The following is a 24,964-nucleotide window of genomic DNA, read 5'->3' as shown; positions in this document are numbered from 1 at the left end:
TTCACTTCGGTACCGCGAACACGGGCCGCGCCCCGCCGGGGCGGACGACGCGGGGCCCACCCCACCGCGGACTGCAGGGAGGCCGAGGGTCGAGTCTACCGCATCGCCTACCCTGGCCCGGTGAGCACCCCACCGGTCCCCCACTCCCCGGCCCCGCCGTCGTTCCCCCTCCGGCCGCCCGCGCCGCCCCTGGACCTGCCGCTGATCGGCCACGGCTACCCCGCGCTGCTGCGCACGCCGCGGGCCCGATGGTGGAACCCGCTCGCGTCCTTCGGCCTCGTGCTGGCCGGCCTGGTGGGCCTGCTCGTGCTCGGGGGCGTGCTGGGCGCTCTCGCCCTGATCGCCACGTCCGGGCCCGCACTGCTCGGCGCGGCCGACCCCACGGACGTGACCGACCTCGACCTGTACTCCGCGCCCATGGTGCTGCTGAACAACCTCCTGCTCGCCGCACTGATCGGGGTCGCGCTGCTGGCCGTGGCCCTGGGCCACCCCGTCGCCGCCCGCTTCGTCCACTCGGTCGAGGGCCGCGTGCGCTGGCGCTGGCTGGCGCGCTGCGTCGTCGTGCTGACGCCGCTGTTCCTCGCCTACGTGCTGGGCACGTGGGCCCTCGACGGCGCCCCCACGGCCCCGCGCGCGCAGGACTGGGTCTGGCTGCTCGTCATGGCGTTCGTGCTCACCCCGTTCCAGGCCGCGGGTGAGGAGTACCTGTTCCGCGGGTGGCTGCTGCTGGCCGTCGGCACGTGGATCCGCCGGCCGGTCGTGGCCGTCGCCGTCACCGCGGCGCTCTCGGCGGCGGCCTTCTCCCTCGCCCACGGCTCGCTCGACCCGTGGATCCTGCTGGACCTCGCCGCGTTCGCCGTCGCCGCCGTCCTGCTCACGTGGCGCACGGGCGGGCTCGAGGCCGCCGTCGCCCTCCACGTGGTCAACAACGTGGTGATCATCGCCGTCGGCACGCTCGTGGGCACCGTCGAGGACAGCTACGTGGGTGCGGAGACCGCCGGCTCCCCGGCGGCCACGCTGCTCTCGGTGGCGGTGGTCGCGGTGGCCACGGCGCTGCTGCTCTGGCAGGCGCGGCGGGCCGGGATCGCCCGGACGGTCCCGGTCACCGTGGGCGCCCGCCCCTGACCGGCGCCGCCCACCAGGCCACCGTCACGTAGGGCACCTGCAGGACCGCGTCCGCCGCATGGCCCAGGTGCTCGTGCAGGTACCAGTCGAGGTTGGCCGTCATCCGGGACCGGATCCGCTCGTCCGCGCGCAGCCAGTACGAGCGCGAGGCCATGAGCCCGTGCAGCCCCGCCGCGGTCATGGGCTGCGTCCACGCCCAGCGCGCGTGCTCCTCCGCCCCGAACGGGGCGGCGAACCGGCGCTGCTCCGGCCGGGCGGCGTGCACGTCCCCGGCGTGCATGATCCGGGTGAGACGGTGCACCCACGGCACCGCCGTGTCGAGCTGGTTCCACACCGCGGCCAGGCGCCCGCCCGGGCGCAGCACCCGTGCGGCCTCCGCGCTCGCCGCGGCCGGGTCCATCCAGTGCCACGCCTGGGCCGCCACCACGACGTCGGCGCTCGCCACCGGCAGGCCCGTGGCCTCGCCCGTGCCCGGCACGGCGCGCACCCGCCCGCCCGTGGCGGCCGCGACCTCGCGTTCCAGGACGGCGCGCATCGACGCCGACGGCTCGAGGGCCGTCACCGTCCGCACCCGGTCCGCCGGGCGGGCCGCGAGCAGCCGGGTGAACAGTCCCGTGCCGGCCCCGAGCTCCACCACGTCCGCGCCGTCGGCGGTGTCCGCCAGGACGCGGTCCACCGCGGCGGCCGGGTAGGAGGGGCGGACGGCGTCGTAGTGCTCACCGCCGGTCTCGAAGGGGTTGGGCCCGGCCCGACGGGCCCGGGCCGGGCGCCCCGGCAGGTTCGGCACGGCGGGGGGAACGACCGGCTCCGGGGCGCTCACCGGTCGGAGGGGGTCGCGGCCAGGATCGCCCGGGCCTCGTCCACGTCCTGCGTGATCTGCGCCACGAGCTTCTCGACGCCCTCGTAGGCGACCATCCCACGCAGCCGGGCCACGAACTCGACCTCGATGTGCTGGCCGTACAGGTCGAAGTCCTCCACGCGCTCGTCGTGGCGGTCGATCACGTGCGCCTCCACCACGCGGGAGACGTCCTCGAAGGTGGGGTTCGAGCCGATGGAGATCGCGGCCGGCCACACCCCGCCGTGCGCGTCGTGCACCCAGCCGGCGTAGACGCCGTCGGCCGGGATCATGCCCTGCACATCCGTCTCAAGGTTCGCCGTGGGGAAGCCGAGCTCGCGGCCGCGCGCGAACCCGTGCACCACCTCGCCGGCGAGCACGTGGTGCCGGCCGAGCACGGCCGCGGCCTGCGCGACGTCGCCCGCGGCCAGCGCCTCGCGCACCCACGTCGAGGAGCAGCGGCGCTCCGGCTCGGCCCCGTGCTCGGCGGGGAACTCCTCGACGGCCTCGACCTCGAAGCCGTAGCGGGCGCCCAGGCGCACCATCTCCGCGACGTCGCCGGTGTTGCCCCGGCCGAAGCGCACGTCGTGCCCCACGACCACGACGGCGGCGTGCAGCCCGTGCACGAGCATGCCGCGGACGAACTCCTCCGGGGACTGGTCCGCGAACTCGAGGGTGTACCGCTGCAGGAGCACCGCGTCCAGACCCGCCTCGTCCAGGAGGACGACCCGCTGCTCGGGGCTGATGATGTCCACGTGGGGCACCTCGGGATGGTGCACGGCGCGCGGGTGCGGGGTGAAGGTCACGGCCACGGCCAGGGCGTCGCGGGCCCGCGCCAGCTCGACGACCCGGCGCAGCACCTCGCGGTGGCCGCGGTGCACGCCGTCGAAGTTGCCCAGGGTGACCACGGTGCGCGGCAGGTCCGTGGGGACCTCGTCCAGGCTGTTCCAGACCCGCATCAGAGCGCCCCCGCCTCGGCCGGGCGGACGGGGCGGTGCGTCAGCAGCCAGATCAGGCCGACCACCGGCAGCACGAGCGGCACGTAGCCGTAGCCCGCGCCGAACCGGGACCACACGGTGTCATGGGCGAACATCCCCGGATCCAGGACGGTCCACAGTCCCACGCCGACCACGCCGGCCAGCTCCACGAGCACGGCGCCGAGCGCCACGGCCCAGGCGCGGGGGCCGGAGCGGGCGAGCGCGAGCGTCGCCACGATGTACACGACCGCCGCGACCGCGGAGAGCGTGTACGCCACGGGGGCGGCGTCGAACTGCGTGAGGATCTGGAAGAGGCTGCGCGCGCTCGCCGAGAGGGCGAACACCGCGTAGACCATGACGATGATCCGGCCGAGACCCTGGTTGCGCGCGGGGGCGCCGTCGCTGGGTGCCATGTCCGTCCTCCTCACCACTGCCCGAACCAGATGACCTGCATGCGGTGCAGCATCACGGCGATCGTGGGCCCGACCACGGCCAGCACGAGGTTGGACCACCGGGTCTTGTCCGTGACGGCCCAGCCCACGGCGATCACCGGCACGATCAGGGCGGTGAGGATGTAGCCCCAGAACTCCCAGCCGGGGCCGTTCAGGGTGTCCCCGCGGAGCTGGCGGACGGCGGCGGCCGCCGCGTAGACGAGCGTGAACAGCTCGACGGCGGCCACCGAGAGGATCGAGGCGTCCGCGGGGTGGCGGCGGATCGCCGTCATCACCACGCAGACCACGAACGAGACGGCGCCGATCACCAGTCCCGTCCAGAACCAGGCGTCGAGGATCATGCGGTCCTTCCCTGTCCCGGCCCCTCGGCCGGGGCGAACACGAGCTGGGGCTTGGCGACGTCGGCGCCGCGGCGGCGCACGTCGGAGACGAGGGCGATGACGCGGCCGTCCGGCGCGCGTCCGGCGACGAGCGTCTCACCCGTGCCGGTGGGCGCCACGACCCGCCCGAAGGCGAGCTCGTGGGCCTCATGCTCCGTCAGTTCGCGCACCGGGAAGAGCCCGGCGGCGGCCTCGGAGAGCTCGGTCATCGCGAAGCGCTCCGCGAGGGCCTCGATCGTGAGAGCGTCGGCCACGTCGAACGGGCCGACGGCGGTGCGGCGCAGCGCCGTCAGATGCCCGCCGGTCTCGAGGGCCTCGCCCAGGTCGCGGGCGAGCGCCCGGATGTAGGTCCCGGAGGAGCAGCGCACGGTGACGTCGAGGTCGACCAGCCGGCCGCCGTCGAGCCGGCGCAGCTCGTGCACCGTGAACTCGTGCACGGTGACGGGGCGGGCGTCGAGGGTGACGTCCTCTCCCGCGCGGACGAGATCGTAGGCGCGCCGGCCCGCCACCTTGACGGCGGAGACGGCCGAGGGCGCCTGCAGGATCTCGCCCGTCAGGGCGGCGACCTGCTCGGCGACGCGCTCGGGCGTGACGGCGTTGGCCAGCCGGGTCTGCACGACCTCGCCCTCCGCGTCGTCCGTGACGGTCGACTGCCCGAGCCGGATCGTGGCCGTGTACGTCTTGTCCGTGCCCGTGATGGCGGTCAGCAGGCGCGTGGCCTTGTTGACGCCGACCACGAGCAGGCCCGTGGCCATGGGGTCCAGGGTGCCGGCGTGGCCCACCTTGCGGGTGCCCGCCAGCCGACGGACCCGCCCGACGACGTCGTGCGAGGTCCACCCCTGCGGCTTGTCCACGAGGACGACCCCCGACGCCTCCGTTCCCGGCGCGTCGGGGGCCTGTCCCCCGGTGCTGCGTGCGCTCACCGTGCCGCGGGCCTCAGGCGCGCGGGGCGTCGTCGGCGTCGGCGTCCGGCTCCGCGGCGCGGTACGGGTCCGCGTCACCGGCGTACGACGCGCCCTCGCGCGCCTTCGCCAGCTCGGCGTCCCGCTCCTTGGCCACGCGGAGGACGTCCTCCAGGTGTGCGGCCGCCTCGGGGACGGTGTCCGCCACGAACTCGAGCGTGGGCACCAGGCGGATGGTGAGCCCGCGGCCCACCTCGCGGCGCAGGATGCCGCGGTTGTCCTGGATTCCCTCGTGGGCGGCGGCCACCGTGGCCTCGTCGCCCAGGACGGTGTAGTAGACGGTGGCGTGCTGCAGGTCGTTGGTCACGCGGACCTCCGTCACGGTGACGGGCTCCACGCGGTCGTCCTTGACGCCGCGGCGCAGCGCCTCGGCCACGAGGACCTTGATGCGCTGGGCCAGGCGGCCGGCGCGTGCCGGATCGGCCATGGTGCGGTTCCTTCCGGTGGTGATGGTTCAGAGGGTGGGACGCGGAGGGCGGGGGCCCGTGCGGGCCCCCGCCCCGGCCGTCAGACGCGCGGCTTCTCCTGCATCTCGAAGGTCTCGATCACGTCGCCCTCCTTGATGTCGTTGAAGCTGCCCAGGCCGATGCCGCACTCGTAGCCCTCGCGGACCTCCGTGGCGTCGTCCTTGAAGCGGCGCAGCGACTCGATCTTGAGGTGGTCGGAGACCACCACGCCGTCGCGCACCAGGCGGGCCTGGGCGTTGCGGCGGATGAGGCCCGAGCGCACGAGCGAACCGGCGATGTTGCCCCACTTGGAGGAGCGGAACACCTCGCGGACCTCGGCCGAGCCGAGCTCGACCTCCTCGTACTCCGGCTTCAGCATGCCCTTGAGCGCGTTCTCGATGTCGTCGATCGCGTCGTAGATCACGCTGTAGAAGCGCATGTCCACGCCCTCGCGGTCGGCCAGGTCGGCGACCCGCTCGGCGGGGCGCACGTTGAAGCCGATGATGATGGCGTTGTCCACGGTCGCCAGGTTCACGTCGTTCTGCGTGATGGCGCCGACGCCGCGGTGGATGACGCGCAGCTGCACCTCGTCCTCGCCGACCTCGATCTTGAGCAGCGAGTCCTCCAGCGCCTCGACGGCACCGGACGCGTCGCCCTTGATGATCAGGTTGAGCGTGTCCAGCTTGCCCTCGGCCACGGCCTGGTCGAAGTCCTCCAGGGTGATGCGCTTGCGGCGCTTGGCCAGCTGGGCGTTGCGGTCCGCCGCCTCGCGCCGCTCCGCGATCTGGCGGGCGGTGCGCTCGTCGTCGGTGACGAGGAACGAGTCGCCGGCGCGCGGCACCGAGGACAGGCCGAGCACCTGGACGGGACGCGACGGATCGGCCGCCTCCACGGCGTTGCCGTTCTCATCGAACATGGCGCGCACACGGCCGTGGGCGGAGCCCACCACCATGGTGTCGCCCACGCGCAGCGTGCCGGTCTGCACCAGCACGGTGACGACGGCGCCGCGGCCCTTGTCGAGGTTGGCCTCGATGGCCACGCCGCGGGCGGCCTTGTGCGGGTTCGCCGTGAGCTCGAGGGCGGCGTCCGCGGTGAGCAGGATCGCCTCGAGTAGCTGGTCGATGTTGATGTTGTTGCGCGCGGAGACGTCCACGAACATCGTGTCGCCGCCGTACTCCTCGGGCACGAGGCCGTACTCGGTGAGCTGACCGCGGATCTTGTCCGGGGCGGCGGTGTCCTTGTCGATCTTGTTGACCGCCACCACGATCGGCACGCCGGCCGACTGGGCGTGGTTGAGCGCCTCGACGGTCTGCGGCATGACGCCGTCGTCGGCCGCCACCACCAGCACGGCGATGTCGGTGACCTTCGCACCGCGGGCACGCATGGCGGTGAACGCCTCGTGACCCGGGGTGTCGATGAAGGTGAGGCGACGCTGCTCGCCCTCGTGCTCCACGGGCACCTGGTAGGCGCCGATGTGCTGGGTGATGCCGCCGGCCTCGCCCTCGATGACGTTCGAGGAGCGGATGGCGTCCAGCAGACGCGTCTTGCCGTGGTCCACGTGGCCCATGACGGTGACGACCGCGGGGCGCGGCTCGAGGTCGGCCTCGTCCTCGTTGGCCTCCTCGGCCTCGAGGTCGATGTCGAAGGCCTCCAGCAGCTCCTTGTCCTCGTCCTCCGGGGACACGATCTGGACCTTGTAGCCCAGCTCGTCGCCGAGCAGCTGGAAGGTCTCCTCGTCGAGGGACTGGTTGGCCGAGGCCATCTCGCCGAGGGTGAAGAGCACCTTCACCAGGTCGGCGACGTCGGCGCGGATCTTCTCGGCGAAGTCGGCCAGGGACGCACCGCGGCGCAGGCGCAGGACGGTGGTGCCGTCGCCCTTGGGGACCTTGACGCCGCCGATCTCACGCGTGTGCTGCTGCTCGAACTCCTGGCGCTTCGCGCGCTTCGACTTGCGTCCCTTGCGCGGGCCGCCGCCGCGCCCGAAGGCGCCCTGGGCGTTGCCTCGACCGCCACGGCCGCCCGGGCCGCCGGGACGACCCGGACCGCCGCCGGGGCCGCCGCCCGGACGGCCACGGCCGCGGGCCGGCTGCGGGGCCGGGGTGATCTGCTTGGGCATCATGCCCGGGTTCGGACGCGGCCCACCGGGACGGGGACCGCCGGCGCCCGCGGCCGGGCGCGGACCGCCCGGACGGGGGCCGCCGGCACCGGCCTGCGGACGGGGGCCGCCGCCCGGACGAGGCGCGCGGTCCTCGCGACCGGAGCGCATGCCCTGCGAGGGGGCGAACGGGTTGTTGCCCGGGCGCGGAGCACCGCCACGGCCGCCCGGGCGGGCGCCCGGACGAGACCCGGCGGAGCCGCCCTTGGGGCTGAACGGGTTGTTGCCGGGACGCGGGGCGCCCGGCTTGGGCGCGGAGGCACCCGGCTTGGGCGCAGCGGCGCCCGGCTTCGGCGCGGCCGACCCCGGCGTGGCCGACGGCTGCGGGGCCTTCGGCTCGGCCGGGGCGGCCGGGACCTGGGCGGCCGGCGTCGGTGCGGCGGGGCCGGGGGTCGGGGCGACGCCCGGCTTGGGCGCGGCGGTGCGGCCCGCGGCGGGACCGGGCGCCGGGGCGCCGGCGTTCGACGTGGGGGCCGCGGTGCGCGGCGACGGGGCGGCCGCCGGCTTCGGCGCGGCGGAACGGCCCGCGGCCGGGGCGGCGGGCGTGGAACCGGGCTTGGCGGCGGACTTGCCGGCACCCGGGTAGGCGTTGCGCAGCTTCTTGACCACCGGGGGCTCGATGGTGGACGAAGCCGAGCTGACGAACTCGCCGAGGTCCTTGAGCGTGCTCAAGGCCTCCTTCGAGGTGATGCCGAGCTCCTTGGCGAGCTCATGGACGCGGACCTTGGCCACGGTTCTCCTGTTCTGGCCCCACGGGCCGGAACGGAGCCGCTCGGGCTGTCCGTCTCAGCGCGTCCTGGGACCGTTGACGTTGCTCCAGGCCGTCGCGCGCGCCACCAGGGCACGCGCACCACGGCCTGCCTGATAGCAGGGGGTGAAGTTCATCGCTGGGCACTCATGCTTCAGTGCTCATCGGGTACGCATCAGATCTCTGACCCGCCTTCATCTGTCGGTCTGTCAGCCGGTGCCTCCGCGGTGCGGACCAGCGCGTCGGCGTCGACGGCGGACCGGAAGGCCCGCCCGAACGCGCGGCGGCGCAGGGCGAGGTGGAGGCAGTCCTCGCCGGGGTGCAGCCACGCACCCCGGCCGGGACGGCGTCGTTCCGGGTCCCAGACGACGGATGGGGGTTCCGTCGAGGAGTCCAGGGCGACGCGCACCAGCTCTTGCTGGTCCGCCCTCGATCGGCATCCGATGCAGGTGCGCACGACCGTCCGAGACGTCATGCGTTCACCCCTCACGGGCGTCGGATCGAGAAAGGACCTCATCCATCCTAGCGCGTTTGGGCCCGGATCTGTTCCCGGGGACGGTCAGCGGCCCGGGGCGGAGGTGGTGACCCCGTCGCCGACGATGTCGATCCGCCAGCCCGTGAGCTTGGCCGCGAGGCGGGCGTTCTGGCCCTCCTTGCCGATGGCCAGGGACAGCTGGTACTGCGGCACCACGGCGCGGGCCGAGTGCTGGTCCGCGTCGAGGATCTCCACCGAGACGGTCGTGGCGGGCGAGAGGGCGTTGGCGATCATCGCGGCGGGGTCGTCCACGTGGTCGATGATGTCGATCTTCTCGTCGTTGAGCTCCGTCATGACGGCGCGCACGCGGCTGCCCATCTCGCCGATGGAGGCGCCCTTGGCGTTCACCCCGGGGCGGGTCGCGCGCACGGCCATCTTGGTGCGGTGGCCGGCCTCGCGGGCCAGCGCCGTGATCTCGACCGAGCCGTCCGCGATCTCCGGGACCTCGAGCTCGAAGAGCTTGCGCACGAGGCCGGGGTGCGAGCGGGACACCGTGACGGACGGTCCCTTGGCACCGCGCGTCGCGGAGACCACGTAGGCGCGGATCCGGCGGCCGTGGGCGTAGTCCTCGCCGGGCACCTGCTCGGGCGGCGGGAGGACGGCCTCGAGGGTGCCGAGGTTCACCTGGACCATGTGGCGGTTCAGGCCCTGCTGGATGACGCCGGAGACGAGCTCGCCCTCCTTGTCCTTGAACTCGCCGAGGACCTTGTCGTCGTCCTCCTCGCGCATGCGCTGGATCATCACCTGGCGCGCCGTGGAGGCGGCCACCCGGCCGAAGCCGTTCGGAGTGTCGTCGAACTCGCCGATGGGCGTGTCGTCCTCGTCCAGCTCCGTGGCCCACACGGTGACGTGGCCGCTCGCGCGGTCGATCTCCACGCGGGCGCGCTTCAGGGCCCCCGGGGTGCGGTGGTACGCCATGAGCAGGGCCTGCTCGATGGTGGGGATGAGGCGGTCCATCGGGATCTCCCGCTCCGCCTCCAGCATGCGCAGCGCGCTCATGTCGATGTCCAACTCATGCCTCCGTGTGCTCGGCCGTGTCCTCGCCCGCGGCGGCGTCGGCGTCGCCGGCCTGCTGAGCGGGGCTCCACTCTACCTGCACGATCGCCGGACCGAGGCGGTCGAGGGCGACCCGCTCGGCGGGCAGCTCCTTGGCCCTCATGCCCTTCTTCGCGGGCGGGCGCACCACGGCCAGCTCGACGTCGTCGGCCGTCACGTCCTTCAGGCGGGCGGTCACGGGCGCGGCGCCGTCGACCGAGACCTCGACGAGACGGCCGACGTTGCGGGCGAAGTGGCGGGGCTCGGTGAGCGGGCGGTCCACGCCCGCGGTGGTGACCTCGAGCAGGTACTCCCCCGCGCCGACGCCGGGCACGTGGTCGCCCAGGGCGTCGAGGACGGCGGAGACCCGGCCGGAGAGGCGGGCGACGTCGTCCAGGCTCAGGCCCTGGGTGCCCGAGGCGCGGTCGAGGACCACCTCGACGGTGCGGTGCTCGGCGGTGCCCGTGGCGCGCACCTGCTCCACCACCACGTCGTCGGCCGCCAGGGCCTCCTCGACGCGGGTGCGCAGCTCGGCGAGGTCGTCGCGGCGGTCGGTGCTGTCCATGGGGTGCCTCACTCGTCGGGTCGGGGCCGCCGCGTCACGCGGGCGGGGGCCGGGGTCGGGATCCGGGGCCGAGCCTACCGGCGGCCCACGGCGGGGCCGAGTGCTCCCGACCGGGTCGGACGGGGCGCGGTCAGCGCAGCAGCGGGGCGAGGGTGTCCGCGCCGACCTTGACGATGAGCGCGGTCACCACCATGAGGTACACCACGCGGATGAAGCCGGTGCCGCGGGCGATCGCCATGCGGGCCCCCACGTAGCCGCCCACGAGGTTGGCCGCGCCGAGCAGCAGCCCCAGGCCCAGCATCGCGTGCCCCGCGGGCACGAAGTAAACGAGCGCGCCGAGGTTGGTCGCGAGGTTGACCACCTTCGCCTGTGCCGAGGCGTGCAGGAAGTCGAACTTGAGCAGCAGGACCAGCCCCAGGATGAGGAACGTGCCCGTGCCGGGGCCGAGGACGCCGTCGTAGAAGCCCACCGCCGCGCCGAGCGCCACGGCCCGGACCAGCGCGGCGCTCCGCCGCGGCCCCACGCCGGCGACCTGCCCGAGGCCCGGGCGCACGGCCGTGAACACGGCGACGGCGATCAACGCCACCAGGATCACGGGCCGGATCACGCCGGCCGGCAGATGCGCGGCGACCACGGCCCCGCCCAGGGCCGCCGCGAAGGCGACGGCGGCCATCGGCAGTGCAGTGGACAGGTCCTGCCGCAGGCGCCGCCGGTAGGTGAGCGCCGACGTCGCCGTGCCGAACACCGAGCCGAGCTTGTTGGTGGCCAGGGCCTGGATCGGGCTCAGCCCGGGCACGAGCAGCAGGGCCGGCAGCTGCAGCAGGCCGCCCCCGCCCACGACGGCGTCGATCCAGCCCGCCGCGAAGCCCGCGACGAGCACGAGGACGAGCAGTCCGGCGGTCAGCTCGACGGCGCCGAACCACTCAGCGCCCGTCGCGCACCTCCGCGAGCACGGCCGCGACGGCCCCGTCCACGGGCACGGGGCGGGCCTCGCCGGTGGCACGGTCCTTGAGCTCGAGCTCGCCGTCGGCCAGGCCGCGGCCGATCACCACGGCGGTGGGCACGCCGATGAGCTCGGCGTCCTTGAACTTCACGCCCGGGCTGACCTTCGGACGGTCGTCCACGAGCACGGTCAGGCCCTCGGCCTCGAGGCCCGCGGCGAGCGTCTCGGCGGCGGCGAGGCCGTCCTCGCCCTTCGTGGCGACGACGACGTGCACGTCCGCCGGAGCCACGGCGCGCGGCCATGCCAGGCCCTTGTCGTCGTGGTAGCGCTCGGCGATCGCGGCGACGGCGCGCGTGATGCCGATGCCGTAGGAGCCCATGGTCACCACGACCTGCTTGCCGTGGACGTCGAGGACCTTCAGGTCGAGGGCCTCGGCGTACTTGCGGCCGAGCTGGAAGATGTGGCCCATCTCCATGCCGCGGCGGGTGTGCAGCGGGCCGGAGCCGTCGGGGGCCTCGTCGCCCTCACGCACCGCGGTGGCCTCCAGCACGCCGTCCCACGTGAAGTCGCGGCCGGCCACGAGGCCGAACACGTGGCGCTGGTCCGCGTTCGCGCCGGTGATCCACGCCGTGCCGGGGGCGATGCGCGGGTCCACGAAGAAGGGCAGGCCCGAGACGGAGTCCTCCGCGCCGAGCACCGGGGTGCCCTCGACCGCGTCGGCGGCCGCGGGGCCGATGTAGCCCTTGACCAGGGCGGGGTGCGCGGCCAGGTCCGCGGCGGTCGCGGCCTCGAGCGTGGGCTCGCCGACCACGCCGAGCGCCGGGCCCACGGAGGCCTCGAGACGCTTGAGGTCCACCTCACGGTCGCCGGGCACGCCCACGACGAACGGGCGGCGCTCACCGCCGTCCACCACCGCGGTGACCACGACGCACTTGAGCGTGTCCGCGGCGGTCCACGGCTCGCCCTCGCGCGGGGCCACCTGGTTGGCGACGTCCACGAGCGCGGCGATGGTGGTGGAGACCGGGGTGTCCCTGACCTCGGCGGCGGGCAGGGCCGCCATGGCGGCCTCGTCCAGCGGGGCGGGGGCCACCGTGGTGACGGCCTCGACGTTGGCCCGGTAGCCGCCGTCGGACTCGACGAAGGTGTCCTCGCCCACCTCGGTGGGGTGCAGGAACTCCTCGGAGCGGGAGCCGCCCATCGCACCAGAGGTGGCCCGCACCGGCACGACCTCGAGGCCGAGGCGGTCGAAGATCCGCAGGTAGGCGGCCCGGTGGGCCTCGTACGCGGCGTCCAGGCCGGCGTCGTCCACCGTGAAGGAGTAGGAGTCCTTCATGATGAACTCGCGCCCGCGGAGCAGGCCGGCGCGCGGGCGGGCCTCGTCCCGGTACTTGGTCTGGATCTGGTACAGGTACGCGGGCAGGTCCTTGTACGAGGAGTACAGGTCCTTCACCAGGAGCGTGAACATCTCCTCGTGCGTGGGGGCCAGGAGGTAGTCGTTGCCCCTGCGGTCCTGCAGGCGGAACAGCCCGTCGCCGTACTCGTCCCAGCGCCCCGTGGCCTCGTAGGGCTCCCGCGGCAGCAGCGCCGGGAAGTGCACCTCCTGGGCGCCGATCGCGTCCATCTCCTCGCGCACGATCCGCTCCACCTGGGCCAGCACCTTCAGGCCCAGCGGCAGCCACGAGTAGATGCCCGGGGCCGCGCGACGGATGTACCCGGCACGGACGAGGAGCCTGTGGCTCGCCACCTCGGCCTCCGCCGGGTCGTCGCGCAGGGTGCGCAGGAACAGGGTGGACATGCGCAGGGGCATGACGGGGCCTCCTCGGACGGGCTCGCGCGGTCGGGGGCGGCGCGCGGGACGGGACGACGCCGGCACGGGGTGCCCGGCGTCCTGACCGCCGATCCTATCGCCCGCGCAGGGTCCGCCGGGTCAGTACAGGACGGTCGCGAACGTGCCGCGCCGCTCGAACCCCACGCGCTCGTACGTGCGCAGCGCGGGGGTGTTGTACGCGTTGACATAGAGGCTGACCACGGGCGCCTGGAGGCGCACGTAGTCCACGACGGCGGCCATCGCCGACGCCGCCAGCCCTCGGCCCCGCGCGGCGGGGGCCATCCACACGCCCTGGATCTGGGCGCACCGGGAGGAGAGCAGCCCGATGTCCGCCTTGAAGCGCAGCGGGCCGCCCGCGTCGCGCGGGCCCGGATCGATGAAGACGCGCCCGGCGTGGATCAGCCGCTCGACGCGGTCCCGGTACTGGGCCGCGCCGCCGGCGAACGGGGAGAAGCCGAGCTCCTCCTCGAACATCGCCGCGCTGGCCGGCAGGACGCGCGCGAAGTCGCGTGGCTGCGCCTGCACCACGTACGGGTTCGGGTCGATCCCCCCGGCCGCGCCCAGCACGAGCAGCGGCTGGTCGGCGCGCACGGACCGGGACCGGTGGCCCGCGGCGGCGAGGGCCTCGCCGGCGGCCAGCACGGGACCGGCCGGGCCGTAGATCGACCCATACCGGCGGCGCAGCGCGGCGGTCGCCGCGCCGAGCGCCTCCGCGTCGCCCGGCGCCCAGCCCGCGTCCGGGGCCTCGGACGCGGCGACCGGCACCACGTTCGAGCCGATCCAGACGGCCGCGCGCAGCCCCCCGGCGCCCGGGGCGTCGTCGTCGATCCCGAGGAACAGGGTGCCCGCGGCTCCCCCGCGCGGGCCGGCCAGGCGGCCCGCCTCGAGCAGGGAGTCCACGAACACGTTGGACACGGGGGCGCGGGCGGACAGGGCCACGAGCGCGGCGGTGTCCGCGTCGGTCAGCAGGCGGACGCGGTCTCCCGTGGCGGCCCGGACCTCCCGGTCAGTGGACGGAGACCACCGGGGCACCGGCGGCAGCCTGGTCACCGCCGTCCTCCCCCAGGTCCATCTCACCGGCGATCCGGTTGGCCTCCTCGATGAGGGTCTCCACGATCTGATCCTCGGGCACGGTGCGGATGACCTCGCCCTTGACGAAGATCTGGCCCTTGCCGTTGCCGGAGGCGACGCCGAGGTCGGCCTCGCGGGCCTCGCCCGGCCCGTTGACGACGCAGCCCATGACGGCCACCCGCAGCGGGACCTCGAGGTCCTGGAGGCCCTCGGTGACCTGCTCGGCCAGCGTGTACACGTCCACCTGGGCGCGGCCGCACGAGGGGCAGGAGACGATCTCGAGCTTGCGCTCGCGCAGGTTCAGGGACTGCAGGATCTGCAGGCCCACCTTGACCTCCTCGACGGGCGGCGCGGAGAGGGAGACGCGGATGGTGTCGCCGATGCCCTGGCCGAGCAGGTAGCCGAAGGCGGTGGCGGACTTGATGGTGCCCTGGAAGGCCGGGCCGGCCTCGGTGACCCCGAGGTGCAGCGGCCAGTCACCCTGCTCGGCGAGCAGCTCGTAGGCGCGGGCCATGATCACCGGGTCGTTGTGCTTGACGGAGATCTTGAAGTCCTTGAAGCCGTGCTCCTCGAAGAGGGAGGCCTCCCAGACGGCGGACTCGACGAGGGCCTCCGGGGTGGCCTTGCCGTACTTCTTCAGCAGGCGCGGGTCCAGGGAGCCGGCGTTGACGCCGATGCGGATGGAGGTGCCGTGGTCCGAGGCGGCCTGCGCGATCTCCTTGACCTTGTCGTCGAACTTCTTGATGTTGCCCGGGTTCACGCGCACGGCGCCGCAGCCGGCCTCGATCGCCGCGAACACGTACTTCGGCTGGAAGTGGATGTCCGCGATCACGGGGATGGTGGACTGCTGGGCGATGACCTTGAGGGCCTCGGCGTCCTTGTCCGTGGGGCAGGCCACGCGGACGATGTCGCAGCCGGCGGCCGTGAGCTCGGCGATCTGCTGCAGGGTCGCGCCGATGTCGTGCGTCTTGGTGGTGGTCATCGACTGCACCGAGACGGGGTGCTGCGAGCCGACGCCCACCGAGCCCACCTGGATCTGCCGGGTGGTGCGGCGCGGGGCCAGCACGGGCGGCGGGGCGGACGGCATTCCAAGGCTGACGGGCACGGGGGCGCTCCTCATGGGTTCTCGGGGTCGACGGCGCGGGGCCGCCGGGTTCTCCGGTCCATCCTAGGCGCGCGGGCGCCCCGGGGCGCGGGGCGACCGCCCACGGCGAACGGGCCGGGCTCAGAACAGCCGGACCGGCTCCACGATGTCCGCCACGATCAGGACGACGCCCATGAGCAGCATCGCCGCGCCCACCGCGTAGGTCAGCGGCAGCATGCGGGCCAGGTCGAACGGCCCCGGGTCGGGGCGGCCCGTGGTCCGGGCCCAGCCGCGGCGCACCGCCTCCCACAGGGCGCCGGCCACGTGGCCGCCGTCGAGCGGGAGCAGCGGGATGAGGTTGAACACCATGAGCGCCACGTTCACGCCCGCGAGCAGGGACAGCAGCAGGGCGGCCTTGTCCGTCAGCGTGGCCTGCTCGAGCGCCGCCGCCTCCCCGGCGATCCGGCCGACCCCCACCACGGACATCGGGCCGTCCGGGTCGCGCTCGGCCGGGGTCACCACGGCGACGGCGGTGTCCCACAGCCGCTGCGGCAGGACGAGGACGACGTCGACGACGCCGCGCACCTGCTGGGCGACGAGCGGGCCGGCGTCGAGCGGGGTGCCGCGCACGGTCTGGACCTGGGAGCCCATGCCGATGAACCCGACCTCGTGGGTCGCGACGGTCCCGTCGGGGGCCCGCTCGGGCCGGCCCAGCGCGTCCGTCACGGGCCGTTCCGTCAGGCGCGGGGTCAGGGTGGCGCTCATCCGCTCGCCGTCGCGCTCCCACTCGATCCGGGTGGGCTGTCCGGCGCGGTCCCGGATCGCGGCGGAGAGGGCGTCCCAGTCGGAGACCGGCTGCCCGTCGAAGGCGAGCACGGTGTCCCCGGGGCGCAGTCCCGCCTCGTGGGCGGGCCCGGCGGGATCGCCCGGGCGGCAGTCCTCTGTCCCGCCGGAGGCGGCGCGGGTCTGCTGCTCCTGCGTCGTGACCACGCACCGGTAGACCTCGGCGACGGTGGTGCTGGGCTGCGAGGTGCCCACCGTGGTGACCAGCAGGGCGGTGAGGCCCAGCGCGATGAGCAGGTTCATGAACGGCCCGCCGAGCATGATCACCACGCGCTTCCACACCGGCAGGGCGAGGAAGCGGCGGTGCTCGTCGCCGGGGCGGACCTCCTCGGCGGCCTGGGCCCGCGCGTCGTCGGCCAGGCGGCCCAGCTGCTGGACGAAGCCCGTGGACGCCGTGCGGGGCGTCTGTCCGGGCCGCGGCGGGGGCAGCATCCCGATCATCGCGACGTAGCCGCCCAGCGGGACGGCCTTGAACCCGTACTCCGTCTCGCCGCGGCGCCAGGAGAAGAGCGTCGGGCCGAAGCCGATCATGTACTGCGTGACGCGCACGCCGAAGAGCTTGGCCGGGATGAGGTGGCCGACCTCGTGCAGGGCGATCGAGACCGCCAGGCCCAACGCGACCGCGAGGACACCCGCGACGTACCAGAGGATCTCCACGACGGTCACCAGCGGGCCCGCGCCGCACGGCGCGCCCAGGCCTCGGCGGCGAGCACGGCGTCCACGGTGAGCGCCGCGGGGTCGTGGCCGGCCGCGGCGAGCACGTCCTCGGGGGCGTAGTCGGCGACGACGGCGCGGACCGTGTCCACGATCCCGTCGAAGGGCAGGGCGCCGGCGTGGAAGGCGTCCACCGCCTCCTCGTTGGCGGCGTTGAACACGGCCATGTGGGTGGGCGAGGCGGCCGCCGCCTCCTTCGCGGCCCGCACGGCGGGGAAGGCCTCCTCATCGAGGGGCTCGAAGGTCCAGGTGGCCGCCCGCGTCCAGTCGCAGGCCGGGGCCGCGCCCGGGACCCGGCGCGGCCAGCACAGCCCGAGGGCGATGGGCAGGCGCATGTCCGGCGGGGAGGCCTGGGCGAGCGTGGACCCGTCGACGAACTCGACCATCGAGTGCACCACGGACTGCGGGTGGACCACGACGTCGATCCGGTCCAGGGGCACGTCGAACAGCAGGTGGGCCTCGATCACCTCGAGGGCCTTGTTCACGAGAGAGGCGGAGTTGGTGGTGACGACGCGGCCCATGTCCCACGTGGGGTGGGCGAGGGCCTGGGCGGGCGTGACGGCGTGCAGGGCGGCGCGGTCCAGGCCCCGGAACGGCCCGCCCGAGGCCGTGAGCACGAGGCGGCGGACCTCGTCCGCCGTGCCGCCGCGCAGCGCCTGCGCGAGCGCGGAGTGCTCGGAGTCCACCGGCACGAGCTGCCCTGGTGCCGCGGCGGCCTTCACGAGGGCCCCGCCGACGATGAGCGACTCCTTGTTGGCCAGGGCCAGGCGGTGACCGGCGTGCAGCGCGGCGAGGGTGGGCCGCAGGCCGATCGAGCCCGTGATCCCGTTCAGCACGGTGTCGGCGCCGGGCCACGCGGCGATCTGCTCGGCGGCGCACGGACCGGTGAACAGCACGGGCCGGGGGGCCGGGCGCCCGAGGCGGGCGGCGGCGTCGGCGAGGGCGGCCCGCAGCTCCTCCTCCCCCGCCGCGGCGGAGCCCACCGCCTCGACCTCGAAGCGCACGGCCTGCTCGGCCAGCAGGGTCGTGTTCGCCCCGCCCGCGAGCGCGACGGCCCGGAGCCGGGCGGGGTCCTGGGCGATCACGTCGAGGCCCTGGGTGCCGATCGAGCCCGTGGAGCCGATCAGGGCGACGGCGCGCGGGGCGCCGCCGTCGTCCGCCGGGTCGGGGGCGGGCAGCGTGTAGTCGGTGAGGGATCCGTGCGTCACCCCGCCATGATGCCAGCCGGGCCTGGACACGGACGGGGGGCCGGCCGGACGGACGCCGCACCGCGATGTCCCGCCCCGCCGACCCCCGTGGGACCGGGTCAGCCGCGGATCAGTGCTGCACCGGCTTCTCGGCGCCGATGCCGGTGAGGGAGCGGACCTCCATCTCGGCCTGCTTGTCCGGGTCCTCGGCGCGCGACGAGGTCACCGAGCCGAGCCAGCCGAGGAAGAAGGCCAGCGGGATGGAGACGATGCCCGGGTTCTTCAGCGGGAACACCGCGAAGTCCGCGCCCGGGATCATCGAGGTCGGCGTCCCGGACATCACCGGGGACAGGACGATCAGGATGATCGCGGAGAGCAGTCCGCCGTACATCGACCACACCGCGCCGCGGGTGGTGAAGCGCCGCCAGAACAGGGAGTAGAGGATGGTCGGCAGGTTCGCCGAGGCCGCCACCGCGAAGGCGAGCGCCACGAGGAACGCCACGTTCTGGCCCTGGGCGGCGATGCCGCCGACGATCGCCAGGACGCCGATCACCACCACGGTGATCTTGCCGATCCGCACCTCCTCCTGCGGGGTGAGCGGGTGCTTGGCGATCACGGAGCCGTACACGTCGTGGGCGAAGGACGCCGCCGCCGTGATGGCCAGGCCCGCGACCACCGCGAGGATGGTGGCGAACGCGACCGCCGAGATCAGGCCCAGCAGGATGGAGCCGCCGAGCTCGAACGCCAGCAGCGGGGCCGCGGAGTTCTGCCCGCCGGGCGCCGCCAGGATGCGCTCGGGACCGATCAGTGCGCCGGCGCCGTAGCCCAGCACGAGGGTGAACAGGTAGAACGCGCCGATGAGGACGATGGCCCACACCACGGACTTGCGCGCCTCCTTGGCGGTGGGCACCGTGTAGAACCGCATGAGCACGTGCGGCAGGCCGGCCGTGCCGAGCACGAGCGCGATGCCCAGGGACACGAAGTCGAGGCGGGTCAGCGCGCTGGCGCCGTACTGCAGGCCCGGCTCGAGGATCGCCTCGCCCTTCGGGTTCAGCTCGACGGCGGCCCCCAGCAGGGCGTTGAAGTCGAAGCCGAACAGGGCCAGCGACCACACGGTCATGATCCCCGCGCCGGCGATCAGCAGGATCGCCTTGATGATCTGCACGTAGGTGGTGCCCTTCATGCCGCCGATCAGCACGTAGACGATCATGAGCACGCCGACGATCACGATCACGAGGGCCTGGCCGGCCCGGTCGTTGATGTTCAGCAGCAGGGACACCAGGCCGCCGGCGCCGGCCATCTGGGCCAGAAGGTAGAAGAGGCAGACGGCCATGGTGCCGAAGGCGGCGGCGATGCGCACGGGACGCTGCTGCAGGCGGAAGGACAGCACGTCCGCCATGGTGAACCGGCCCGTGTTGCGCAGCAGCTCGGCCACCAGCAGCAGGGCGACGAGCCAGGCGACGAGGAAGCCGATCGAGTAGAGGAAGCCGTCGTAACCGTAGAGGGCGATCGCGCCCACGATGCCGAGGAACGAGGCCGCGGAGAGGTAGTCACCCGCGATGGCCGTGCCGTTCTGGGTGCCGGAGAAGCCGCGGCCACCGGCGTAGTAGTCCGCCGAGGACGCGTTCGTCTTGGACGCGCGGATCACGATCACGAGGGTGACCACGACGAACGCCACGAAGATGCCGATGTTCACGGCGGGGTTGCCGACCGTCTGCGCGGCGGCCTGGAGCAGGGGGGTCGAAGCGCTCATCGCGTGGCCTCCGGGTTCTCGTGGGCGCCGGCGGCCTCGCGCTCGAGGCGCTCGCGCAGCGCGGTGGCGCGGGGGTCCAGGGTCCGGTTGGAGAAACGGACGTAGGCGAAGGTGATCAGGAACGTGGTGACGAACTGGAGCAGGCCGAGGATCAGGCCGAGGGTGATGTTGCCGCCGAGGCGGATCGCCATGAACTCGGGGAAGAACGCTCCGACGATCACGAACACCAGGTACCAGACGAAGAACGCCACGGTCATGGGGAAGGCGAAGGATCGGTGGGTGCGCCGGAGCTCGGCGAACTCCTCGGACTGCTGCGCGGCGCGGAACTGCGCGGCCGTGGGGACCGGCGCCGTGGGCTCGCTGGATGACATGGGCCCTCCGGGGTGCGTGGGACGGGTCAGTGTGAGACAGATCACTGTGATGACAACCACACTGTGACGGGCGGAGGGGTGCGCCGTCAAGCGCGCCCCTGGGCCGTGTGCCCATGTGACAGCCCCGGTGCGCAGCCGTGCGGACACGGCTGCGCCCCGACGGCACGGGGCCGCCGGGGCGCGGAGCCGCCGGGAGACGCTCAGGCGCCGGCTGGCCCCACCGCATCCGCGCGGCGCAGGAGCGCGCGGGCCTGCGCGAGGACGACCTCGTCGACCATCGTCCCGTCCAGCGCGAAGGCGCCGTGCCGGCCCTCAGCCGCGGCGAGGACGCGGCGGGCGCGCTCGAGGGCCTCCGGCGCGGGCGTGTAGGCGGAACGCACGATGGGCACCTGGCGCGGGTGCAGGCACACGGTCGCGGCGCAGCCCAGGGCGACGGCGTCCTCGGCCTCGGCGGCCAGCCCGGCCTCGTCGCCGAGGTCCAGGTGGACGGCGTCCCACGCGGCCGCGCCGTGGGCGGCCGCCGCCAGCAGCACCGTCGCGCGGGCGTGCTGGACCACGGAGCGGTAGGCGCCCTCGGGGGTGCGGGAGGCGCTGCCGCCCATCGACGCCACGAGGTCCTCGGCGCCCCACATCAGCGCACCCACGTGCGGGTGGGCGGCCAGTTCGGCGGCGGCGAGGATCCCGGCCGCGGTCTCGCACAGGGCGACGACGCGGGTCTGCGGTCCGAGGGCGGCGACGACCCCGTCCACCTGCGCGGCGGACTCGGCCTTGGCGAGCATGAGCGTGCGCCAGCCCGTCCCGGCGAGCATGGCCAGGTCGGCGTCGTGGTCCGCGGTGCCCGCGGGGTTCACGCGCACCACCACGCGGTCCTCGTCCAGCGGGCCGCCGTCGACCCCGCCCGTCGCCCGCCCCACCCAGGCCGCCGCAACGGCGTCCCGCGCGGCGGGCCGGGCCTCCGGGGTGACGGCGTCCTCGAGGTCGAGGATCACCGCGTCCGCGCGTTCGAGCGCCGTGGCGTACCGCTCGGAGCGGTCCGCCGGGGTGAACATGACGGCCGGTCCGAGGGCCAGCGCGCTCATGCCCGCTCCCCCGTCCCTGCGGCGTCGGCGGCCTTCGCCTTGGCCTCCGCGTGCGCCTGCGCGGTCCACATCAGGCACGTGCGCTGGGCGCGGACGACGACGTCGCCGTGCTGGTTCTCCCCCGTCATCGCGAACGTGACGATCCGCTGCCCCGGCCGCGAGGAGGACTCGCGGATCGCGGTGACCTCGGAGCGCCCGTAGAGCGTGTCCCCGTGGAAGACCGGCTTCGGGAACGCGATCTCCCCCAGGCCGAGCTGGGCCACGAGCGTGCCCTGCGTGGTCTGACCGACGGCGAGGCCCACCAGGGTGGACAGCGTCAGCATCGAGTTGACCAGCGGCCGGCCGAACGGCTGGGCCGCCGCGTACGCGTGGTCCAGGTGCAGGGCCTGCGGGTTCATGGTGAGGGTGGTGAACAGCACGTTGTCCGCCTCGGTGAGCGTGCGGCCGGGCCGGTGCAGGTAGACCTGACCGACCGCCAGCTCGTCCGCGTAGCGGCCCCGCTGCTCGATCTCGACGCGTTCCGTCACGTCAGAGGCCCAGCTCGCGGGCGATCAGCATGAGCTGCACCTCGGTGGTGCCCTCGCCGACCTCGAGGATCTTGGAGTCGCGGTAGTGACGGGCCACGAGGGTCTCGTTCATGAAGCCGTAGCCGCCGAACACCTGGGTGGCGTCCCGGGCGTTGTCCATGGCGGCCTCGCCGGCGATCAGCTTGGCCATGGCGGCCTCGGTCTTGAACGGCTTGCCGGCCAGCATCTTCTGGGCGGCCTCGTAGTAGGCCAGGCGGGCGGCGTGCGCGCGGGCCTGCATGCGGGCGATCTTGAAGGACACGGCCTGGAACTGCCCGATCTTCTGGCCGAACGAGGTCCGCTGCTTGGCGTAGGCGACCGACTCGTCCACGCAGCCCTGGGCCGCGCCGGTGGCCAGGGCCGCGATGGCGATGCGGCCCTCGTCCAGGATCTCGAGGAAGTTGGCGAAGCCGCGGCCGCGGGCGCCCAGCAGGTTCTCCTCCGGCACGCGCGCGTCCGTGAAGTGCAGGGCGTGGGTGTCCGAGGAGTTCCAGCCGACCTTGTCGTAGGCCTTGGCCACGGAGAAGCCCTCGGTGCCGGCGGGCACGAGGATCGTGGAGATCTCCTTGGCGGGGCGGCCGTCGTGGCCGGTCCTGCCCTCCACCGTGCCGGTCACGGCGGTGACGGTGACGAGCGAGGTGATGTCCGTGCCGGAGTTGGTGATGAACTCCTTGGCGCCGTTGATGCGCCACTGGCCGTCCTCGAGCGCGGCGGTGGTCTGGGTGCCGCCGGCGTCGGAGCCCGCGCCCGGCTCGGTGAGGCCGAAGCCGGCCAGGTGCGTGCCGGCCACGAGGTCCGGCAGCCAGCGCTGCTTCTGCTCCTCGGTGCCGAACTTCAGCAGCGGCATCGCGCCCAGGGAGACGCCGGCCTCGAGGGTGATGGCCACGGACTGGTTGACGCGGCCGAGCTGCTCGAGGGCCAGGGCCAGGGCGAAGTAGTCGCCGCCCATGCCCCCGTACTCCTCGGGGAACGGCAGGCCGAACAGGCCCATCTCGCCCATCTGGGCCACGATCTCGTACGGGAACTCGTGCTGGGCGTCCAGCTCGGCGGAGACCGGGGCCACGACCTCGTCGGCGAACTCGCGGACGGTGTCGGAGAGGACCTGGTAGTCCTCCTCGAGGGCGGGCAGGGTGCGGTGCTTGGTGCTCATGGTCCTCTCCTGTTCTCAGGCGTTCTCTTCGGGTGCTGCGTGCTCGGCGGGCTCGACGACGGCGATCAACGCCTGCGCGGCCACGGAGTCGCCCTCGGCGACGTGGACGGTCACGACGCCGGCGACGGCGGCCGTGACGGGGTGCTCCATCTTCATGGCCTCGACCACCGCCAGCTCCTGGCCCGCGGCCACGGTGTCCCCGGTGGCCACGGACACGGCGACGACGGTGCCCGGCATGGGTGTGCGGGCCTCGGGGGACGCTGCGCCGGCCGGGGCACGGCGCGCGGCCGCGGCCGCGCGGGCGGCCTCGACCACCTCGGCCCGGGTGAGGCGGCGGACCTGCCACGCGGCGCCGTCGCGGTGCAGCCACGCCGAGCGCGGGTCCCGCGGGTCACCGGCCAGGAGGTTGACGCCCGCCAGGGCTCCGGCGTCCTCGTCCACCTCGGCGTCGGCGGCGGGGGCGGTGAGGATCCGGTCCTCGTCCCCCACCCGGACGCGCATCCCGGGCTGCGGGGCGCCTGCGCCGCGCCAGCCGTCCGCCCGGGCCCACGCGGTGCCGGCCGCGCGGCGTTCGGCGGCGGCCGCGTCCTCGGACACGTCGGCCAGGGCCTCGGCCGCGAGCGCGGCGAGGTCCTCGGGGAGCGCGGGGGCGGTCCACGCCTCGAGGCCGTCGATCAGCTCGGTGGTGAGTCGGCCGGCCCGCACGTCCTCACGAGCGGCGAGCTCGTGCAGCCAGCCCAGGTTGGAGCGGACGCCGAACAGCACGGTGTCCGCGAGCGCGGCGTCGAGCCGGTCCAGGGCCTCGGCGCGGTCGGCGCCGCGGGCGATGAGCTTGGCGATCATCGGGTCGTAGAAGCCGGTGATCTCGGGCTGCTCACCGTCCGGGGCCGCGAGCCCCTCCCACAGCGCACCGTCGTCGTCGCGGATCGTCAGGACAGAGCCGAACGCACGCTCCTCGCCCTGCGAGGGCAGCAGGAGCGTGTCGACGCGGACGCCCTCGCCGGCGGGCTCGCGCCAGCGCAGCACCGGCCCGGTGGAGGGCAGGAAGCCGTTCGCGGGGTCCTCCGCGTAGACGCGTGCCTCGACGGCGGCGCCGTCGAGGCTCACGTCTGCCTGGGCGAAGCCGAGCGGCTCCCCCGCGGCGATGCGCAGCTGCAGCTCCACGAAGTCCAGGCGCTGTCCGCGCACCCGGACGACCTCCTCGGAGACCGGGTGCTCCACCTGCAGGCGGGTGTTCATCTCCATGAAGAAGAACTCGTCCGGGTTCTCGTCCGAGACGAGGAACTCGACGGTGCCGGCACCGCGGTAGCCCACGGACACGGCTGCGTCCACGGCGGCCCGGCCCAGGCGCTCGCGGAGCTCGGCCCCGTGCGCCAGCCCGGTCAGCAGGGGCGCGGGGGCCTCCTCGATCACCTTCTGGTGGCGGCGTTGCAGGGAGCACTCGCGCTCACCCAGGTGCACGGTGGCACCGTGGGCGTCCGCGAACACCTGCACCTCGATGTGCCGGGGCGCGGTGATGAGCCGCTCGAGCAGCAGCGTGTCGTCGCCGAACGCCGAGCGCGCGGTGCGCCGGGCGGAGGCGAGGGCGCCGAGCAGCTCCTCGGCGGCGCGCACGGCCACCATGCCCTTGCCGCCGCCGCCCGCGGAGGGCTTGATCAGCAGCGGGAAGCCGACGCGCTCGGCCTCGGCCGTGATCTGCTCGTCGGTGAGCGTGGGGTCCTGGATGCCGGGGACCACCGGCACGTCGTACGCGGCCACGGTCTCCTTCGCGCGGATCTTGTCCGCCATCGCGTCGAGCGAGCCCACGGGAGGGCCCACGAACACGATGCCTGCCGCGTCCAGTGCGCGGGCGAAGTCGGCGTTCTCGGACAGGAAGCCGTAGCCGGGGTGCACGGCCTGCGCGCCGGTGCGGCGCGCGGCGTCGACGACGGCGTCGATGTCCAGGTACGACTCGCGAGCCGGGGCCGGGCCGAGGCGGACCGCCGTGTCCGCCTCGCGGACGTGCCGCGCGTCGGCGTCGGCGTCGGAGTGCACGGCCACCGAGCGGATGCCGAGGCGGCGCAGGGTGCGGATGACGCGCACGGCGATCTCGCCGCGGTTGGCCACCAGCACGGTGTCGAACAGGGGCGTCCCCTGGGCGTGGTTCTCGATCACGGGTGC

General features: G+C 74.3%; 23 protein-coding genes. 1 reads left to right on the top strand and 22 read right to left on the bottom strand.

Going from position 1 to position 24,964, the window contains the following annotated elements:
• The first annotated feature begins 120 nt into the window (after positions 1-120).
• On the top strand, positions 121-1,125 hold the full coding sequence (locus tag AC3RKA_RS03325; protein WP_363738182.1) for a CPBP family glutamic-type intramembrane protease: 1,005 nt from the start codon (positions 121-123) through the stop codon (positions 1,123-1,125).
• On the opposite strand, the gene AC3RKA_RS03320 is transcribed toward AC3RKA_RS03325, so the two are convergent.
• The 22 genes from AC3RKA_RS03320 to AC3RKA_RS03215 form a co-directional block, all read right to left on the bottom strand.
• Complete coding sequence (locus tag AC3RKA_RS03320; RefSeq protein WP_489727493.1) at positions 1,103-1,945, bottom strand: class I SAM-dependent methyltransferase; 843 nt, start codon at positions 1,943-1,945, stop codon at positions 1,103-1,105. The two genes, AC3RKA_RS03325 and AC3RKA_RS03320, sit on opposite strands and share 23 nt — an antisense overlap.
• Complete coding sequence (locus AC3RKA_RS03315) at positions 1,942-2,919, bottom strand: bifunctional riboflavin kinase/FAD synthetase (RefSeq protein ID WP_095695512.1); 978 nt, start codon at positions 2,917-2,919, stop codon at positions 1,942-1,944. Before AC3RKA_RS03315 ends, AC3RKA_RS03320 begins: the two co-directional genes overlap by 4 nt.
• Positions 2,919-3,350, bottom strand: a complete 432-nt coding sequence (locus AC3RKA_RS03310) for a hypothetical protein (RefSeq protein WP_095695511.1) — start codon at positions 3,348-3,350, stop codon at positions 2,919-2,921. The genes AC3RKA_RS03315 and AC3RKA_RS03310 overlap by 1 nt, the downstream gene beginning before the upstream one ends.
• A gap of 11 nt (positions 3,351-3,361) precedes the next feature.
• Positions 3,362-3,730: a hypothetical protein gene (locus tag AC3RKA_RS03305; RefSeq protein WP_095695510.1), complete on the bottom strand. Its 369-nt coding sequence runs from the start codon at positions 3,728-3,730 to the stop codon at positions 3,362-3,364.
• On the bottom strand, positions 3,727-4,692 hold the full coding sequence (gene truB / locus AC3RKA_RS03300) for a tRNA pseudouridine(55) synthase TruB (protein ID WP_095695509.1): 966 nt from the start codon (positions 4,690-4,692) through the stop codon (positions 3,727-3,729). The genes AC3RKA_RS03305 and truB overlap by 4 nt, the downstream gene beginning before the upstream one ends.
• Before the next feature lie 13 nt (positions 4,693-4,705).
• On the bottom strand, positions 4,706-5,158 hold the full coding sequence (gene rbfA / locus AC3RKA_RS03295; RefSeq protein ID WP_049158269.1) for a 30S ribosome-binding factor RbfA: 453 nt from the start codon (positions 5,156-5,158) through the stop codon (positions 4,706-4,708).
• 80 nt (positions 5,159-5,238) lie between these two features.
• Positions 5,239-8,064 carry a translation initiation factor IF-2 gene (gene infB, locus AC3RKA_RS03290; protein ID WP_489727492.1) on the bottom strand — a complete coding sequence of 942 codons (2,826 nt, stop codon included), beginning with the start codon at positions 8,062-8,064 and terminating at the stop codon, positions 5,239-5,241.
• A gap of 191 nt (positions 8,065-8,255) precedes the next feature.
• The gene (locus AC3RKA_RS03285) at positions 8,256-8,555 is read right to left on the bottom strand and encodes a YlxR family protein (protein WP_223246455.1); all 300 of its coding nucleotides are present in this window, start codon (positions 8,553-8,555) and stop codon (positions 8,256-8,258) included.
• Between the two features lie 84 nt (positions 8,556-8,639).
• A complete protein-coding gene (gene nusA, locus AC3RKA_RS03280) occupies positions 8,640-9,626 on the bottom strand; it encodes a transcription termination factor NusA (protein ID WP_206396080.1) in 987 nt (328 codons plus the stop codon).
• 1 nt (position 9,627) lies between these two features.
• Complete coding sequence (gene rimP, locus AC3RKA_RS03275) at positions 9,628-10,215, bottom strand: ribosome maturation factor RimP (protein WP_475464172.1); 588 nt, start codon at positions 10,213-10,215, stop codon at positions 9,628-9,630.
• A gap of 130 nt (positions 10,216-10,345) precedes the next feature.
• Entirely contained in the window at positions 10,346-11,095 is a 750-nt protein-coding gene (locus AC3RKA_RS03270) for a sulfite exporter TauE/SafE family protein (protein WP_489727491.1), read from the bottom strand.
• A gap of 43 nt (positions 11,096-11,138) precedes the next feature.
• Complete coding sequence (locus tag AC3RKA_RS03265) at positions 11,139-12,965, bottom strand: proline--tRNA ligase (protein ID WP_475464174.1); 1,827 nt, start codon at positions 12,963-12,965, stop codon at positions 11,139-11,141.
• Positions 12,966-13,085: 120 nt separating this feature from the next.
• Positions 13,086-14,018 (bottom strand): GNAT family N-acetyltransferase, encoded by a 933-nt coding sequence (locus AC3RKA_RS03260; RefSeq protein WP_387101861.1) that lies wholly within the window; start codon positions 14,016-14,018, stop codon positions 13,086-13,088.
• A complete protein-coding gene (gene ispG, locus AC3RKA_RS03255; protein ID WP_036338390.1) occupies positions 13,993-15,144 on the bottom strand; it encodes a flavodoxin-dependent (E)-4-hydroxy-3-methylbut-2-enyl-diphosphate synthase in 1,152 nt (383 codons plus the stop codon). The genes AC3RKA_RS03260 and ispG overlap by 26 nt, the downstream gene beginning before the upstream one ends.
• A gap of 138 nt (positions 15,145-15,282) precedes the next feature.
• The gene (locus AC3RKA_RS03250) at positions 15,283-16,650 is read right to left on the bottom strand and encodes a M50 family metallopeptidase (RefSeq protein WP_489727490.1); all 1,368 of its coding nucleotides are present in this window, start codon (positions 16,648-16,650) and stop codon (positions 15,283-15,285) included.
• Positions 16,647-17,906 (bottom strand): 1-deoxy-D-xylulose-5-phosphate reductoisomerase, encoded by a 1,260-nt coding sequence (gene dxr / locus AC3RKA_RS03245; protein WP_002855012.1) that lies wholly within the window; start codon positions 17,904-17,906, stop codon positions 16,647-16,649. Before dxr ends, AC3RKA_RS03250 begins: the two co-directional genes overlap by 4 nt.
• A gap of 109 nt (positions 17,907-18,015) precedes the next feature.
• Positions 18,016-19,638 carry a solute symporter family protein gene (locus tag AC3RKA_RS03240; RefSeq protein ID WP_002855014.1) on the bottom strand — a complete coding sequence of 541 codons (1,623 nt, stop codon included), beginning with the start codon at positions 19,636-19,638 and terminating at the stop codon, positions 18,016-18,018.
• Positions 19,635-20,009, bottom strand: a complete 375-nt coding sequence (locus AC3RKA_RS03235) for a DUF485 domain-containing protein (protein WP_095695502.1) — start codon at positions 20,007-20,009, stop codon at positions 19,635-19,637. The genes AC3RKA_RS03240 and AC3RKA_RS03235 overlap by 4 nt, the downstream gene beginning before the upstream one ends.
• 200 nt (positions 20,010-20,209) lie before the next feature.
• Positions 20,210-21,088 carry an HpcH/HpaI aldolase/citrate lyase family protein gene (locus AC3RKA_RS03230; RefSeq protein WP_489727489.1) on the bottom strand — a complete coding sequence of 293 codons (879 nt, stop codon included), beginning with the start codon at positions 21,086-21,088 and terminating at the stop codon, positions 20,210-20,212.
• Entirely contained in the window at positions 21,085-21,615 is a 531-nt protein-coding gene (locus AC3RKA_RS03225) for a MaoC family dehydratase (RefSeq protein WP_002855019.1), read from the bottom strand. Before AC3RKA_RS03225 ends, AC3RKA_RS03230 begins: the two co-directional genes overlap by 4 nt.
• Before the next feature lies 1 nt (position 21,616).
• On the bottom strand, positions 21,617-22,804 hold the full coding sequence (locus AC3RKA_RS03220) for an acyl-CoA dehydrogenase family protein (RefSeq protein WP_049159283.1): 1,188 nt from the start codon (positions 22,802-22,804) through the stop codon (positions 21,617-21,619).
• 15 nt (positions 22,805-22,819) lie between these two features.
• Positions 22,820-24,958 (bottom strand): acetyl/propionyl/methylcrotonyl-CoA carboxylase subunit alpha, encoded by a 2,139-nt coding sequence (locus AC3RKA_RS03215; RefSeq protein ID WP_489727488.1) that lies wholly within the window; start codon positions 24,956-24,958, stop codon positions 22,820-22,822.
• Positions 24,959-24,964: the final 6 nt, after the last annotated feature.

The sequence above is a fragment of the Micrococcus sp. iso_229 genome (genome assembly GCF_058072725.1).
The sequence above is the reverse complement of the archived record's forward strand: the minus strand, read 5'-3'. Positions and strand labels throughout refer to the sequence as shown.